The sequence below is a fragment of the Pandoraea commovens genome (genome assembly GCF_902459615.1).
Classification (GTDB): Bacteria; Pseudomonadota; Gammaproteobacteria; order Burkholderiales; family Burkholderiaceae; genus Pandoraea; species Pandoraea commovens.
In genome coordinates this window covers 640,644-655,520 of the sequence record NZ_CABPSA010000001.1, presented here as the reverse complement: position 1 = coordinate 655,520, position 14,877 = coordinate 640,644, and the positions used below count along the sequence as shown (strand labels likewise).

14 protein-coding genes are annotated in these 14,877 nt (G+C 63.8%); 8 read left to right on the top strand and 6 right to left on the bottom strand.

All coding sequences use genetic code 11. From position 1 onward, the window contains the following. Positions 1-50 precede the first annotated feature (50 nt). Positions 51-956 carry a LysR family transcriptional regulator gene (locus PCO31010_RS02880; RefSeq protein WP_150662899.1) on the bottom strand — a complete coding sequence of 302 codons (906 nt, stop codon included), beginning with the start codon at positions 954-956 and terminating at the stop codon, positions 51-53. Between the two features lie 129 nt (positions 957-1,085). Here PCO31010_RS02880 and hmgA point away from each other — a divergent pair, with 129 nt between their 5' ends. After that, on the top strand, positions 1,086-2,405 hold the full coding sequence (gene hmgA, locus PCO31010_RS02875; RefSeq protein WP_150662898.1) for a homogentisate 1,2-dioxygenase: 1,320 nt from the start codon (positions 1,086-1,088) through the stop codon (positions 2,403-2,405). 127 nt (positions 2,406-2,532) lie between these two features. Further along, positions 2,533-3,807 carry a fumarylacetoacetase gene (gene fahA, locus PCO31010_RS02870; protein WP_150662897.1) on the top strand — a complete coding sequence of 425 codons (1,275 nt, stop codon included), beginning with the start codon at positions 2,533-2,535 and terminating at the stop codon, positions 3,805-3,807. A 46-nt stretch (positions 3,808-3,853) separates the two neighbouring features. Here the strand turns inward: fahA and PCO31010_RS02865 are convergent, their stop codons facing one another. The 4 genes from PCO31010_RS02865 to astE all read right to left on the bottom strand — a co-directional run bounded on the left by PCO31010_RS02865 (position 3,854) and on the right by astE (position 8,763). Then, on the bottom strand, positions 3,854-4,054 hold the full coding sequence (locus PCO31010_RS02865; RefSeq protein WP_150662896.1) for a hypothetical protein: 201 nt from the start codon (positions 4,052-4,054) through the stop codon (positions 3,854-3,856). Between the two features lie 137 nt (positions 4,055-4,191). Further along, the gene (gene ydiK / locus PCO31010_RS02860; protein WP_246184420.1) at positions 4,192-5,376 is read right to left on the bottom strand and encodes an AI-2E family transporter YdiK; all 1,185 of its coding nucleotides are present in this window, start codon (positions 5,374-5,376) and stop codon (positions 4,192-4,194) included. A gap of 128 nt (positions 5,377-5,504) precedes the next feature. Next, on the bottom strand, positions 5,505-7,439 hold the full coding sequence (locus PCO31010_RS02855; RefSeq protein ID WP_150662895.1) for a hypothetical protein: 1,935 nt from the start codon (positions 7,437-7,439) through the stop codon (positions 5,505-5,507). Positions 7,440-7,683: 244 nt separating this feature from the next. Next, positions 7,684-8,763 carry a succinylglutamate desuccinylase gene (gene astE / locus PCO31010_RS02850; protein ID WP_174984256.1) on the bottom strand — a complete coding sequence of 360 codons (1,080 nt, stop codon included), beginning with the start codon at positions 8,761-8,763 and terminating at the stop codon, positions 7,684-7,686. Between the two features lie 198 nt (positions 8,764-8,961). Here astE and astD point away from each other — a divergent pair, with 198 nt between their 5' ends. The 6 genes from astD (at position 8,962) to PCO31010_RS02820 (ending at position 13,890) form a co-directional block, all read left to right on the top strand. Next, positions 8,962-10,443, top strand: coding sequence for a succinylglutamate-semialdehyde dehydrogenase (gene astD / locus PCO31010_RS02845; protein WP_150662893.1), 1,482 nt, complete (start codon positions 8,962-8,964; stop codon positions 10,441-10,443). Positions 10,444-10,526: 83 nt separating this feature from the next. Continuing rightward, on the top strand, positions 10,527-11,888 hold the full coding sequence (gene astB, locus PCO31010_RS02840) for an N-succinylarginine dihydrolase (protein WP_150662892.1): 1,362 nt from the start codon (positions 10,527-10,529) through the stop codon (positions 11,886-11,888). Positions 11,889-11,952: 64 nt separating this feature from the next. Continuing rightward, a complete protein-coding gene (locus PCO31010_RS02835; RefSeq protein ID WP_150662891.1) occupies positions 11,953-12,501 on the top strand; it encodes an NADPH-dependent FMN reductase in 549 nt (182 codons plus the stop codon). Positions 12,502-12,720: 219 nt separating this feature from the next. Further along, positions 12,721-13,014: a DUF1488 family protein gene (locus PCO31010_RS02830; protein ID WP_039403045.1), complete on the top strand. Its 294-nt coding sequence runs from the start codon at positions 12,721-12,723 to the stop codon at positions 13,012-13,014. A gap of 258 nt (positions 13,015-13,272) precedes the next feature. Further along, a complete protein-coding gene (locus tag PCO31010_RS02825) occupies positions 13,273-13,482 on the top strand; it encodes a DUF2964 family protein (RefSeq protein ID WP_150662890.1) in 210 nt (69 codons plus the stop codon). A 216-nt stretch (positions 13,483-13,698) separates the two neighbouring features. Continuing rightward, entirely contained in the window at positions 13,699-13,890 is a 192-nt protein-coding gene (locus PCO31010_RS02820; protein ID WP_150662889.1) for a DUF2964 family protein, read from the top strand. Between the two features lie 41 nt (positions 13,891-13,931). On the opposite strand, the gene PCO31010_RS02815 is transcribed toward PCO31010_RS02820, so the two are convergent. Next, positions 13,932-14,681 (bottom strand): class I SAM-dependent methyltransferase, encoded by a 750-nt coding sequence (locus tag PCO31010_RS02815; RefSeq protein WP_150662888.1) that lies wholly within the window; start codon positions 14,679-14,681, stop codon positions 13,932-13,934. Between the last annotated feature and the right edge of the window lie 196 nt (positions 14,682-14,877).

Below are 14,877 nucleotides of genomic sequence, written 5' to 3'. Positions count from 1 at the left end.
GCGGTAGGAGGGGATGGCGGCGGGCGGTGCCGAAAAGGCGGCCCGTCGTGCTATTCCACGAAATGCTCCGATATCAGCTGACGTAGCCACTGATTGCCTGCGTCCTGATGATAGCGGCGGTGCCAGAACACATTGGTTTGCAGCGCTGGCAGACGCAGGGGCGGTTTGACGAAGTGCAGCCCGAATGGTGCTGCGGCGCGTTCGGCAAACTTCTGCGGCACCGTCACGACCAGATCGTTCGTGCTGACGATGTAGGGCACTGCGATGAAGTGGGGCACCCAGAAATTGGCGTCGCAACCGAAGCCAGCCTGTGCGAGAAGCTGATTGACGCGCGCGTAGGGGTTGTCGCCCGTGGCGACGAACAGATGGCGAGCCGCCTTGAATTCGGCCAGCCCTGAGTCCGGCGAGTCGAGCGCGTGACCGATGCGGAACATGCTCACATATTGCTGCCGGAACAATCGTCGCTGGAAGAACGGCCCCGTCAGATCGTCGAAAGCCCCTACCGCAAGATCGATGCGTCCTGCGGCCATCGCCTCCTTCAGATCGGGCAACGATGCCCGAACCGTGCTGATACGCACCCCTGGCGCCATCTGAGTGCACAGGTCGATCAGCGCGGGCATGAAGTACACCTCCCCGACGTCCGTCATCGCCAACGTAAATTCCCGCTGGCTAGTCACCGGATCGAACGCCTCACGATGGTTGATGGCCCGAGATATGCCTGCCAATGCAGCCGACACGGGTTCAGCCAGCGCCTCAGCGAACGGCGTGGGCTGCATGCCGGTGCCCGTGCGCGTGAACAGCTCATCTTCAAACGTCTGCCGCAACCGTGCGAGTCCGTTGCTGACGGCGGGCTGCGATAGCCCCAGCTCCCGTGCCGCCTGGGAGATGCTCCGGTGCGTAAGGACCGCATGGAACACCACCAGCAGGTTCAAATCGACGTCGCGTAAGGAAATCATAGAGAAAGCGTCAGCGGCTCACCGGAGTGATATTCGCGTTGTGAATATAGTGGATTTGTCTATTTATATCGCAAAATGTGGTCGCTTGGCGGACAATTGTGCCATTCGAAAACAGGAGACGAGGCACTCATGCGTCAAGCAGATCAAATTCAGGGGGAACTGGGCTATTTGTCCGGTTTCGCCAACGAGTTCGCGACCGAGGCATTGCCGGGCGCGCTGCCGATCGGGCAAAACTCGCCGCAACGTGCGCCTTACGGCCTCTACGCGGAACAACTCTCGGGTACGGCGTTCACGGCACCTCGCGGTCACAATCGCCGCTCGTGGGTGTACCGCATTCGTCCTGCCGCCATGCACAAGCCGTTCACCGCGATCGAGAACACGCGCTGGTTGAGCCGCTTCGATGAGGTGCCTACGCCGCCGAACCAGATGCGTTGGGACCCGCTGCCGATGCCCGAAGCACCGACCGATTTCGTCGATGGCATGGTCACGATGGCCGGTAACGGCGGTCCGGACGCTGGTCACGGCTGTGGCATTCACGTGTACGCGGCCAACAAATCGATGGACGGTCGCTTCTTCTACAACGCCGACGGCGAATTGCTGGTCGTGCCGCAAGAAGGGCGTCTGCGTATCGCCACCGAATTCGGCGTGCTGGAAGTCGAGCCGTTTGAGATTGCCGTGCTGCCGCGCGGCGTGCGTTTTCGCGTGACGCTGCCCGACGGCCGCGCCCGTGGCTACATTTGCGAGAACTACGGCGCATTGCTCCGTCTGCCGGATCTGGGCCCGATCGGCTCCAACGGTCTGGCGAATCCGCGCGACTTCCTGACGCCTGTCGCAGCATATGAAGATGTCGAGGGCGACTTCGAACTGGTGGCGAAGTTCGGTGGGGCGCTGTGGCGTGCCGATATCGGCCATTCGCCGCTGGACGTGGTGGCCTGGCACGGTAACTACGCGCCGTACAAATACGATCTGCGTCACTTCAACACGATTGGCTCGATCAGCTACGACCATCCGGATCCGTCGATCTTCCTGGTGCTGCAATCGCAAAGCAATGCGCCGGGCGTCGACGATATCGACTTCGTGATTTTCCCGCCGCGCTGGCTGGCGATGGAAAACTCGTTCCGCCCGCCCTGGTTCCATCGCAACATTGCGAGCGAGTTCATGGGCCTGATTCATGGCGTGTACGACGCCAAGGCTGAAGGCTTCGTGCCGGGCGGCGCGAGCCTGCATAACTGCATGTCGGGTCATGGCCCGGATGCGGGAACGTTCGAGAAGGCCTCGGCGGCCGACACGAGCAAGCCGCACAAGGTCGATGCCACGATGGCCTTCATGTTCGAAACGCCGGCGGTGATTCGCCCGACGCGCTTCGCACTGGAGACCAAGCAGTTGCAGGACAACTACTACACCTGCTGGCAGGACTTGAAGAAGCACTTCAACCCCAACCAGAAGTAAGGGACGTTGCTGGCGTTAAGGGCACACACGCCATTGCGCCACGACACCTTTGATCATCCCGACGGCCGGCCCGGCGCTTCTCTCGCGCAGGGTCGGCCGAAGCATTAGCTCGAACAAGGAATTCCACATGACTGCTCTCCTGCAAAGCTGGGTCGCGTCCGCCAACACCGGCGTGACGGACTTTCCGCTGCAAAACCTGCCCTACGGTGTGTTCAGCACGCAAGCACAGCCCACAGCGCGCGTCGGCGTCGCGATTGGCGATCAGGTGCTCGATCTGGCGGCGCTCGAAGCCGCCGGCGTGCTCAAGGCAGGCGACACACCCGTCTTCGCGCAAGCGTCGATCAATGCGTTCGTGGCGCTTGGTAGTGCCACCTGGCGTGCCACGCGTGCTCGCCTGACGTCGCTGCTGGCTGTCGACGGCGACGCCGCGCTGCGCGAGAACGCCGCGCTCAAGTCGAAAGCGCTCGTGCCGCTGGCGCAAGCCACGCTCCATCTCCCGGTGCAGGTGCCGGGTTATACCGACTTCTACTCGTCCAAAGAACACGCAACTAACGTGGGCAGCATGTTCCGTGATCCGGCTAACGCGTTGCTGCCGAACTGGCTCGAAATTCCGATCGGCTACAACGGTCGGGCCAGCTCGGTGGTCGTGAGCGGTACGCCGCTGCACCGCCCGAACGGCCAGATCAAGCTGCCCGATCAGCCGCGCCCGATTTTCGACGCCTGCCGCAAGCTCGACTTCGAACTGGAAACCGGTTTCATCGTCGGTCGCGAAACGGCCATTGGCGAAGCACTGAATGTGGAAGATGCCGATGCCGCCATCTTTGGCATGGTGGTCCTCAACGACTGGTCCGCCCGCGATCTTCAGCAATGGGAATACGTGCCGCTCGGTCCGTTCAACGCGAAGACGTTCGGTACGTCCATCTCCCCGTGGGTCGTGACGATGGAAGCCCTCGAACCGTTCCGCGTGGCCGGCCCAGCGCAGTCGCCCGAGCCGCTGTCGTATCTGCAACAGCAAGGCAAGCACGCGTTCGATATCGAACTCGAAGTCCTGCTGCAAGCCGAAGGCGATGCCGAGGCGACATCGATTTGCCGCACGAACTTCCGTCACATGTATTGGAGCATGGCGCAGCAATTTGCCCATCACACGGTCTCGGGCTGCAACGTACGCGTGGGCGATCTGATGGGCTCGGGCACGATCAGCGGCCCGACGCCTGACTCGTTCGGCAGCCTGCTCGAACTCACGTGGAACGGCAAGAATCCGATCACGCTGGCCAGCGGCGCGAAGCGCTCGTTCATCGAAGACGGCGACACCGTCGTGATGAGCGGATGGTGTCAGGGCGATGGCTATCGGGTCGGCTTCGGCAACGTGTCCGGCAAGATCCTGCCTGCCAAGGCGCGCTGAACACACGGGTCGGGACTGATTCCGGTCTGATCCCGACCCGATCCCGCTATGCGGGGAAGCGTTGCCACCATGGATTGACGCGTCCGACTGACAGGCTCGCGGTGACACGGCAACGTGTCGGCGTGTAGGCCAGTTCATTGGCGACACGACGCAACAGTGGCGGATCCCCCAGGCGGGCGCGACGCGGCACGCGTAGCGAGCGCCGGGTGCGCGGGGTGGTCTGGACGGTGGTCTTTGTGGATGGCATGGCGCGGCTCCCGAAGGCGTGTGGGTGTGAGAGCCATTTAGCCACGTCGCGGTGATATGCGACAGGTGAAGGAATCCGAAAAATGGGTACGGGGCGCGTAACGTACGCGCCCCGCGTTCACCCCTCCGACGGGGCGGTCAGCGAGGCTTTTTGGCGTCCGGTGCGGCCGTCGACAGTGCCTTCGGTGCCGCCTCCGGCGTGCCTTCCGGCAAGGCCTTCCCATCCGAAGGTGACGCCAACGGTGCACCGCTCAGTGCTGTCGCCGGACGATTCAGTCCCTCGTTGATCCACGCCATCAGCAGCGTGTATGTCACGGCGAGAATCACCGGACCGACAAACAGTCCGACGATGCCGAACGTCAGCATCCCCCCGAGTACCCCCGCGAGAATCAGCGTCATCGGCAGATCGGCACCCCGGCGAATGAGCATCGGTCGCATGACGTTATCGAGCATGCCGATGAAGATCGACAGCACCAGCAGCAACGTGGCGAGCGTCGGGCTGTCTTGCCAGTAGAGCCAGGCCACGCTCGAGAGCAGGACCGGGAATGGGCCGATCTGCGCGATACACAGCACCAACATCAGCGCCGTCAGGAAACCCGGCAACGGCACGCCGGTGAGCCACAGGCCGAGTCCGCCGAGCAACGACTGTGTGACGGCCGTCACGACAATCCCAAGCGCGACCGCGCGAATCGACATACCTGCAAGCCGCACCGACTCCTCGCCGCGATCGCCACCGAGGCGTCGCGCAATGCGGATCAGCGCCCGTGCGGCACGTTCACCCTGCATGAAAAGAATGCCGGAGATGATCAGCGTCAGGCCGAGGTGGACTACGAGCAAGCCGATGGACCCCAGCTTGGAAAACCCCCACGACGCCGCCTTGACGGCATATGGCTGAACCTTGGAGACCAGACCGCCGGGACCGGCGGCCGCAAGCGACTGCCATTCTTCGCTGGCGCGCTGGCCGACCACGGGAATGCGCGCGAGCCACTCGGGCGGCATGGGGAGTCCGTTCTGGCCGAAGGAATGTACCTGATCGCTGATGTCCGAAGCGTGTCCGATCAGGGTGCCGATGGCTGCCGAGAGCGGTGCCACCACGATGATCAGCATGCCCATGATCATGATGGTCGTGGCAAGCCACCGTTTGCCCCACAGGCGACGCTGGAGACCGATGAGCAACGGCCAGGTCGAGGCGACGATCGTCACGGCCCAGATGAAGGCGGGCAGGAACGGCAGCAACACCCATAAAGTGCCGACGATCAGCAGTCCGAGGACCAGCACGATCAGCAGGTTACGAGCGAGTTCGCTCGGCGTGGAATTAAGCATAGGCGCTCCGGCAGGCAGGGGATGACGCGTCTTGCGGTGCGTCCGTCAGAAGTGTCATGCGCAAAGAACGCGCTTGGAGAGCAAGATGCCACGCCGGGGCAGTCACGGCAAGTGCGCGCAACACTTCGTCACAAAGCCGTCTGGACGACGTCGTGTTCGCCGTCTGCGTCCGGGGGCGTGGCCGACTGGTGTCTCTCTGGCGGCGACACACCGGCGGGCGGGATCGACGTCCCCCGTTTGCGTGCCTGAAAGCTCTGATGTCCGGGGTGCGGGGCATGTGCATCGGCCGGCACAGGACGACTGACGTCGCTGTCCGACGACGCGCTGATGGCGTCGTTCATTGGCAGGAAGACGGCGTCGTCGCCGGCCGTGTCACTGGCATCGGGGTGTTGCCCGTTGGCGACGGAAAAGGCGTTCGTACGGTGGCTAGCCGGGCTGGCGGGGCTGACCGGACTGTCAGGCAGATCGGAGTGAGAGCTGCCTGAGGAGTGCCCCGAATCGTCCTGCGAGGTCAGTGTGACGGTGCTGATCTTCGGCCGTCCCCGACGACGCGTGTAGGCCGTGGCAATCGCCTCATGCCGCGACGCCATGCCCTGCATCGATACAAAGGACGCAATCAATCCGTAAAGCACGCTGAGCACCGCCTGCGTGTGCCAGTCGATGCCCCCGCCCGCAGCGCTGCCTGTCTCCGGGGGCGTGGTCGTGTTAGCACGCAGCGCCAGCGCGTTTTCCCAGACGGGCTCGTCGGAGCCGGATGCGTCGAACGCATCGTCGATCTCTCCGGTCGCGGAAGCCGCGCCGTGGAACGTCGATAGAAAATAGAAGCCGAGGGTCAGTGTGAGCCAGATGGCCTTCGGCGCGCCGGAGCGAAGCAACGCCCCGAAGGCGGCCCGAAACGCGGGCCAGAAGGACTCGCTGCCCTCCGGCGGGGCGTCGTCGCTCATCTTGCAGATCAGATCGGCAAAGCGATCCTGCAACAGCGGTTCGAGCCGGGCATGGTCCGGGTCCAGCGCAATGCGGTCGATGATCGGCCCGAGGAGCGCGCCGGGGATCGGGCACAACAAGATCTCGAGCGCGGCGTGGATCGTGTTACCGAACCGATACGCCATGATGCCCGGCACGACACTCGACAGCCCGGCTTCGGCGGCGATTCGCGCCAGATTGCGCACGACACCGTAGCAAAACACGAATCCGATCACGTGCGCGGCAACGTCTCGTACCGGATGTCGCAGCACGGCGCTAACGGCTTCGAGCGACTGCGTCGGTGTGATACGCGCCATCCGGCTCGCCAGTTCCGGATGCCCTGCGGTAAAGCGCGCCATGCCGATCAGGTTGATCAGCACAACCCCCATCGCTTCGACGGGCGGCCACATGAGGGCCAGACGCCGCTGAGGATCGACAGTGTCCGCGAGTACGGCGAGCACGGTGGAGCCGAAGGCGAAGGGAAACGCGTCGCGCTCCAGGCCGATTTGCATTGCGCGCCAGGAGATGCCGGGATGCTCGTGACGAACGAGCGCATCGAGCCGATGCCGGACCGTGTCGACGCACAGACCGCGCTGGGCCAGCAGTTGCGATTCCGTGCGCAGATGAGGAAGCAGGTCATCGAACCACGGCGGCGTGGCCGTCATGGTGCTGGGGCGAGCGCCATTGCGCGATGCGGCGTTGCAGTGCATGCGTTCAAAGCGGCGCAGCGCGGGCACGGCGATCTCGTCACGCAGCATCGTGTAGATCTGATCGGCAGCGGCGGGGGCGTCCCGTGCGATGGACAGGCCTGGCGCAAGGGCGCGTCCCCGTTGTGTACCCCGCGACGATGCCAGGTTGGCAGTGCGCCGCAGCACTAGCGAGAGTTCGTCGCCTTGTTCTCGAGGAATCGCCTGTGCGGCAGTGGTGATCCGAGGGGCGCGATGACCGTACGTCAGCATCAGAGAGGCCTGCTGCGCGCGTGCGAAATCGCCGACGAGGTGCCGTGCTGCTGCGGTCGATGGTGTGACCGTTGCGCCGTCGACGCTCAACGCGTTGACGCGTGAAAAGTAAGGGGAGGCGAGCGAGAGTTCGTGAGGCATGTCGTCGGTGGACGGCCGGACACGCGCGTTTTCCCGATTCCCTCTACCCGCGCCGCCCGCGGCCGTTTCGCAGGAGAAATGAAGTGGGCGATGCTACCCGTATCCCCGCGCCACGACGACGCTCGGACAGGCGTTTAAAAACGTTCATTCGCAATCCTGCGTAGGTGCCGTCGCGCATTGCCAGTGACACGTCACCGGCAATCACGCAAAACGTCGCCAACCGTCGGCCTGTCCCGCACCTGATTTACTCGGGCACGACCATGACGCCTGCACGCAGGCCGTTCGCTACATCCGGATTGGGAAACACGATGCGCTCTTCAGGATGCGAAACGGTGTAGGTGTTCTCGCCGTCGCGCGCCAGTACGGTGCCTGCGGGATACGCCGTGAAGTTCGGCGTGTCGGCGGGCACGTCGAGGACGAATGCATCCGTACGGCGCACGATTTCGGCTGCGACACGAAAGCGCCTCGCCTGCAACACCTGTCCATCTTCGCGCGCCGCCATGTCACCCCCGGACAACCATCGGCGCAACGCGGCGTCGATGCCCGCGAAGTCCGCCAGCGGGTTCTCGCCGAAGGGCGCGACCTTGCCCAGCTCCAGCGTGCAACTCTCGGCCCCGAAGCGCGCGCAGGTGTAGTACGAGAACGTGACGGACGGCTGTTCGGTGCGCATCGTCGCTTCGATATCGGCGGCGGCGAGGGCGTCGAACCAGGCCGCCCGAGGGGGACGTTCCGGAGTGCCCGGCACGACCGCGAAGCGGGGGAACAGCGAAGCGCGAATCGCGGTGTGCATGTCGACGTGACGTCGCTGACGGCGCACGCCGTCCACCCCCGCAAAGAACTGCGCCACGATGACTTCCAGCTCGCGTGCGCGCTGAACGGCCGGTGACTCTGCACGCTTGGCATGCGCGCCCTGGAACAGGCGGTTGAGGTCGTACTCGAGATAGCGCTTGCCTGCACGCACGGCATCCGGGTTGCCGAGCACGACGAGCACACGCTCGCGCAGCGTCAATTTTCCGTCGGCGATGTCGCGCAAGATGCCGTCGACGATTTCGATGGGAGCCGTCTCGTCTCCGTGAATGCCGCAGGAGAGGACGGCGTCATAACGATGACTCGGTTGTTCCGCTGCTGATGGGGATTTGCCGTCGGCCGCATCTGACGTCGTGGCGGTTGCATCCATCCCGGACGGCGTCAATTCCAACACGCCCTCTGCGTGCCGCTGCCAGTGCACACCGCAAGGATCGATGCCTGCGTCATGCGGGTGATCTCGCGATTCGCGTACGTCACTGAGCCAATGACGAAGGGCCGAACGTTTGGCGTCGGTCATGATGAGCATTCTCCTAAAGCTGACTCGTATTCTATGCGTGTCCATGGGGTGACTGTCATGTGACGTCGAGCATGCCCCGGGGGACAAGCGTTTGCTGCCGGGTACAACGGCCGAGCATTGTTCCGTCTGTCGAATCCGTGTCATCATGATCCGCATCGCACGCCGCATCATCGGGCGTGGCCTCCGGGACTGCGACTCATGAGCGATCTGTACATCGAAGGTGTCTGGCGCGCTGGCAACGGGGCGCAATTCTGCTCTCTCGATCCGATGTCGGGCGACGTTGTCTGGCGCGGGCATGCCGCCGATGCGGCGGACGTCGACGCTGCGGTGCAGGCCGCGCGGCGTGCCCAACGCGACTGGGTGCGGCTCGGCGTTGATGCGCGTCTGGCCATATTGCAGCGCTTCGCGGCCATCGTGAGCGCGAACACGGAAAAATTGGCGGACGCCATCGGCCGTGAAACCGGTAAGCCGCTCTGGGAGGCGCGCACCGAAGTCGCGACGATGTCTGCCAAAGTGGTCAACTCGGCCAGAGCCTATCAGGAGCGAACCGGCGAGCGACGCAGTCAGGTCGCCGACGGCGAGAGTGTCGTGCGGCACCGCGCCCACGGCGTGATGGCCGTCTTCGGTCCGTACAACTTTCCCGGGCATCTCCCCAACGGGCACATCGTGCCCGCGCTTCTCGCGGGCAATACGGTCGTGTTCAAACCCAGCGAACTGGCACCCGGCGTCGCGCAGTGCACACTCGCATGCTGGATCGAAGCCGGTTTGCCGCCGGGCGTGCTCAATCTTGTGCAAGGTGCGCGTGACACTGGCGTCGCGCTGGCCGCGCATGACGCTATCGACGGCGTGTGCTTCACCGGTAGCTCCGCCACGGGGCGTGCGCTTCATCAGCAATTCGCGGGGCGGCCGGACAAGATGCTGGCGCTTGAGATGGGGGGCAATAATCCGTTGATCGTCGACACGCCCGCGAACGTCGACGCTGCCGTGCATGTCGCCGTGCAGTCGGCCTTTTTATCCGCCGGACAGCGATGCACCTGCGCGCGCCGGTTGCTGGTACCCAAAGGCGGGCAGGGCGATGCATTCATTGAGCGGTTGGCGTACGTCACGCAACGCGTCAGTGTCGGACGCTACGACGCCGAGCCGCAGCCGTTCATGGGCGCCGTGGTGTCGTTGCAGGCGGCACGTCGCATGACGGCTGCGCAGGCCGATCTGCTGGGGCTGGGGGCGCACGCCATTGTGCCGTTGTCTCAGCCCGATGGTCGCTCGGCGCTGCTGACGCCCGGTCTGATCGACGTTACGACGCTCGCGGAGCGCGATGCCTTGCCCGACGAGGAGTACTTTGGACCGTTGCTCCAAGTGCTTCGCTACGACGCATTCGATGACGCCATTCAGCTCGCGAACCGCACCCGCTATGGACTCGCCGCCGGGCTGCTGTCCGACGATCCCGCGCGATACGAACAGTTTCTGGCTGAAATACGGGCAGGCGTCGTCAACTGGAACCGCCCGACGACAGGGGCGGCGGGCGCCGCACCGTTCGGCGGGGTGGGCGCGTCGGGCAATCATCGGCCGAGTGCGTGGTACGCCGCCGATTACTGCGCGTACCCGATCGCGTCGATGGAGACAGATCGCCTGGCGATGCCGGAACGTCTGAGTCCAGGATTGGATTTTGGCGCAGCGTGATTCAGGCACAATCCCGCAGATTGCTGTACGCAGTGCCGTAGGTTTTTCGTCCCAGGATTTGGGTTTTTCTCTCAGGAATTCACATGACGCGCTTTGCCCTCGAAGCCAACTTCGACGGATTGGTTGGCCCCACGCACAACTACGCGGGTTTATCGTTTGGCAACGTGGCGTCAGCCAACAACGCCAATCGCGTATCCAATCCGCGCGAGGCCGCGTTACAGGGGCTCGCCAAGATGAAAGCGCTGGCCGATATGGGCTATGCGCAGGGCGTGTTGCCGCCGCAAGAGCGTCCGTCCGTCGCGTTGTTGCGCACGCTCGGGTTTTCGGGGGACGACGCCACCGTCATCCGTGACGCTGCTCGCAGCGCACCGGGACTACTGGGGGCCGCCTGCTCGGCGGCGAGCATGTGGACGGCCAATGCCGCGACCGTCAGTCCGTCGGCCGACACCTCCGACGGCCGAGTGCACTTCACTGCCGCGAACCTTTGCAGCAAGCTGCACCGCGCCATCGAACACGAGACCACATCGCGCGTACTGCGTGCCGCATTTCCCGACGAGGCCCACTTTGCGCATCACGACGCGTTGCCCGGCTGGCCGTCGCTCGGCGATGAGGGGGCCGCGAACCACACGCGGCTGTGTGGTGCGTATGGAGAGCGCGGCGTCGAGTTCTTCGTCTACGGTCGCGACGACCTCGCTACCGCCGCAGCGCCCCGGCGCTTTCCCGCCCGTCAGACGTTGCAGGCGAGTCAGGCCATCGGCCGCCTGCACGGACTGAACGAGGCGGATGTCGTTTTCGCCCAGCAACATCCCGACGCCATCGACGCGGGTGTCTTCCATAACGATGTGATTGCGGTGGGCAACGGCAACGTGCTGTTCTGTCATGCACAGGCATTCCTCGATCAGGCGGCCGTGCTGGCCACGCTGCGCGAACGGCTGGCCGCACAGGGTACGTCGCTCGAAGTCGTCGAGGTCTCGGCTACCGACGTATCGATGGAAGACACTGTGGGCAGTTACCTGTTCAACAGTCAGCTGCTTGCGAGAGCGCCGGAGGCGGGGGGCGGCATGCGACTGGTCGTGCCACAGGAATGTCGCGAGCGCCCGGCAGTATGGCGTTATCTGGAGTCGCTGGTCGCCAGCGGCGGGCCGATTCGCGAGCTGCACGTCTTCGATTTGCGCGAAAGCATGCGTAACGGCGGCGGACCGGCGTGTCTGCGGCTGCGTGTGGTACTCACCGACGAAGAGCGTCAGGCGGCGCATGCGGGGCTATGGATGGACGATGCTCGCTACGCCACGTTGACCGATTGGGTGAAGCGTCACTACCGCGACCGGTTGGCGGTGGCTGATCTCGCCGATCCGGCGTTGCTGGACGAGTGCCGCACCGCGCTCGACGAGCTGACGCGACTGCTCGGTCTCGGCAGCCTGTATCCCTTCCAGCGCGTGGCGTGACCGGCGCCGAGCGTCGTGTTGCCGCCAACACATTCCGTTTTGCAACGACAAAGGAGTCGATTCGATGACGACGATCATTGGTTTGTCCGGCAGCCTGCGCAAGGGCTCTTACAACACGGCGTTGCTGATGGCCGCCAAGGCGGTGGCACCGGCGGGCGTTACCCTGGACGTCAGGACCCTTCACGGCATTCCGCTGTATGACGGCGATCTCGAAGCGAGCGAGGGGATCCCTTCGGCGGTCACGGCCCTGAAGGACGCTATTGCACAGGCCGACGGTCTGCTGCTCGCGACCCCCGAGTACAACAACGGCATGCCGGGCGTGTTCAAGAATGCGCTCGATTGGCTATCGCGTCCGCCAGCAGATAGTGCACGGGTGTTTCGCAACAAGCCGGTGGCGATCATGGGCGCATCGCCCGGCGGTTTCGGCACCATCCTTAGCCAGAACGCCTGGTTGCCGGTGCTGCACACTTTGCAGACCACACCCTGGTGGCAGGGGCGGTTGATGGTGTCGCATGCGAACAAGGCCGTCGACGCAGAGGGCAATCTCGTGGACGAGGCTGTACGTCAGCAAGTGAAGGATTTTGTCGCAGGCTTCGTCGAGTTTCTCGGCTAGCGCAACGTTTCTGGATGCGGTAGTCGTTATTAATCATTAGCTTACGGTGATTAATTAACGTTAAATGTCGAAAGTTGAGCGATCCGGAACCTTCCCCAATCGATCGTGACGAACCGATAAGCGACGCAATTTTCCGATCGTCCAGCGATGCACTATGCTGGATGGAACGTGTCGGCCGACACGTCGATTGCGTCCTTTCGTCAACCCGGGGGTGCCGCCATGCAGATCGAGTTTCCGGATCACCGTCCCATGTTCAATTACGAAGAGCTGACGATCGAGTTTGCCGTCGTCGTCAATGGTCGGCCGATCGATTGTGCCGTCTCCGCCGAAGCGTTGGAATCCCACTTTCACGCCCACTCGGCACGCGCTGACGACCTGCTTCACGCGTTCGAACACGGTCGCAGCCGCATCCATGCCCTCACGCGCGAATATCTCGCGATGGGACTTCCCGGTCCCGTCCTGCTGCGCAGCGGGCATTTCCGCTGGGCGCAAAGTCAGAGCGCGCGCCGTTAAGCAACTGTCAGCCGTCAATTGAGCGACATCTCGCAGTCAGCCGTCCTCCCATGAGGTGAAGGTAGGGTCCGGCGGGGTTTCGCTCGGCTGCAAAGCGCCGAGATGTTGACGCGCATCAAACTCCGGATGGTTAGGCATACGACTCAATTGGCGCGCCATAGCGTTCGGCGTACACTGGTGTTGCCGCGAAAGAAGTTACTCAGCGAACGGATGAAGCGTCGCGCGCGGCACCATTGCCGATAACTATAAGGAGTCGCTATGGGCTCGGAATTTCGCGTCGTCATCGCCTCGATTGCGGCCTTCATGACGCTTGGCGGGGCATTCGCCACTATTCACGGACTGCTCTACGACAAGACGCACGTGATGCACGGTGGCGTGGTCACGGTGCTATTCGGCATCTTGTTCGTCGTCGTGATGCTCACACCCTGGCCACGCGACAGCGAGGCCGAGACTAAGACAAAGTCCTGACTTCCGCTATTTTCGCCGCACGAAGGCCAGACCGGCGACGGTCGGCTTACCGTTTGCGCAACGGCGTCCTACACTGAAATCGAGGGACGCCGTCGAAGCCGTCCGAAGCTTGCACGGCCCCGGCGTGCGCCGATGTGGCGTCGCTGGCGGTCTCGCGAAGTATCGCGATCGAAGCATTGGCTTCGCAACGGGCGTGGCCTCGTTGCGAGGTGACGTATGTGCTCCGATACCCGCGTCTGCATTGCCTCCATCGCCGCGTTCGTGATGCTGGGCGGCATTTTCGCCACAATCCACGGTTTGCTCTTCAATCTGCCCGAGGTGTCCCGCTACGGCGTAGCTGCCGTGCTGGTGGGGGCGACTTGCACCGCCACGATGCTGATTCCGTGGGGTGCACGCGACGAGTCGTGACGATTCAAAGCGATACGACCTGCGCCAGACCTGTATCCAACTTAACGCGCGGGCTTCGCCAGCCGTGCCCGCAGACACATGAAGGCGGGGGCAAGGGATAGCTCGTCATAAAGCCGGGGGCTGACGGCTTTCATCTCCGGCAGCGGGAGCGGTTCGACCATGTGTTCAAGCTGCCAGCCAGCCGCCGCAGCGGCGTTGAGAATGCCTGCCAGCGGACGACGGTAAGACTCGACAAAGGGCTTCGGCTCGCCGAAGCCACTCCAGTACATCCCGAAGCGCGTGATCTCGAAGTAGCTGCGGTTGCGCCGCGTGCGCTCGTCGAGCCAGTCGCGCATGGGGTGTCCCATCGACCAGACCAACGTGGCGCCGGGTTTGGCGACGCGCGCGAATTCACGGAACGTCGGGCCGAGGTCTTCCACGTAATCGAGTGCGAGGGCACTGACGATCGCGTCGAAGCTGTCGTCGGCGAGTGTGACGAACGGTGCGCCAAGGTCTTGCACGTCGAAAGCGGCGACCATGCCCTGACAACGCTCGCGCGCCAGCGCAATCATTTCGGGCGTCACATCGATGCCGTGGACTTTGGCTCCTTGCTCGACAAGCCACGCGCTGTTGATGCCCGGCCCACAGCCCGCATCGAGCACATGCAGACCGGCGACGTCGCCCAGCAACTGGCGCGTGGCAGGGCGCTCGTAGAGCGCGTTGTGCGGTTTGGTGACGGCAATCTCGGCGTAGCGTTCGGCGAAACTGGCGTAAGCGGTGCGTCCCATCGACGACGGTTCGGATGACGACATGCGCGACTCCACGTGTGACGTCCTCGGCGCGAACGGCAAGCGTGCATCGGCAGCGGTGGCCGGGCAGGCGTCTCGATGGCGTCAGGACGGATGAAAATTGCGGGGGAGCGATTGTAACGCCAAAGCGTCGAATATTCAGTGAATGGCGGCCCCCTTGCGTCACATCGACAGGGCGTTTGAGGGCTTCATGCGTCAC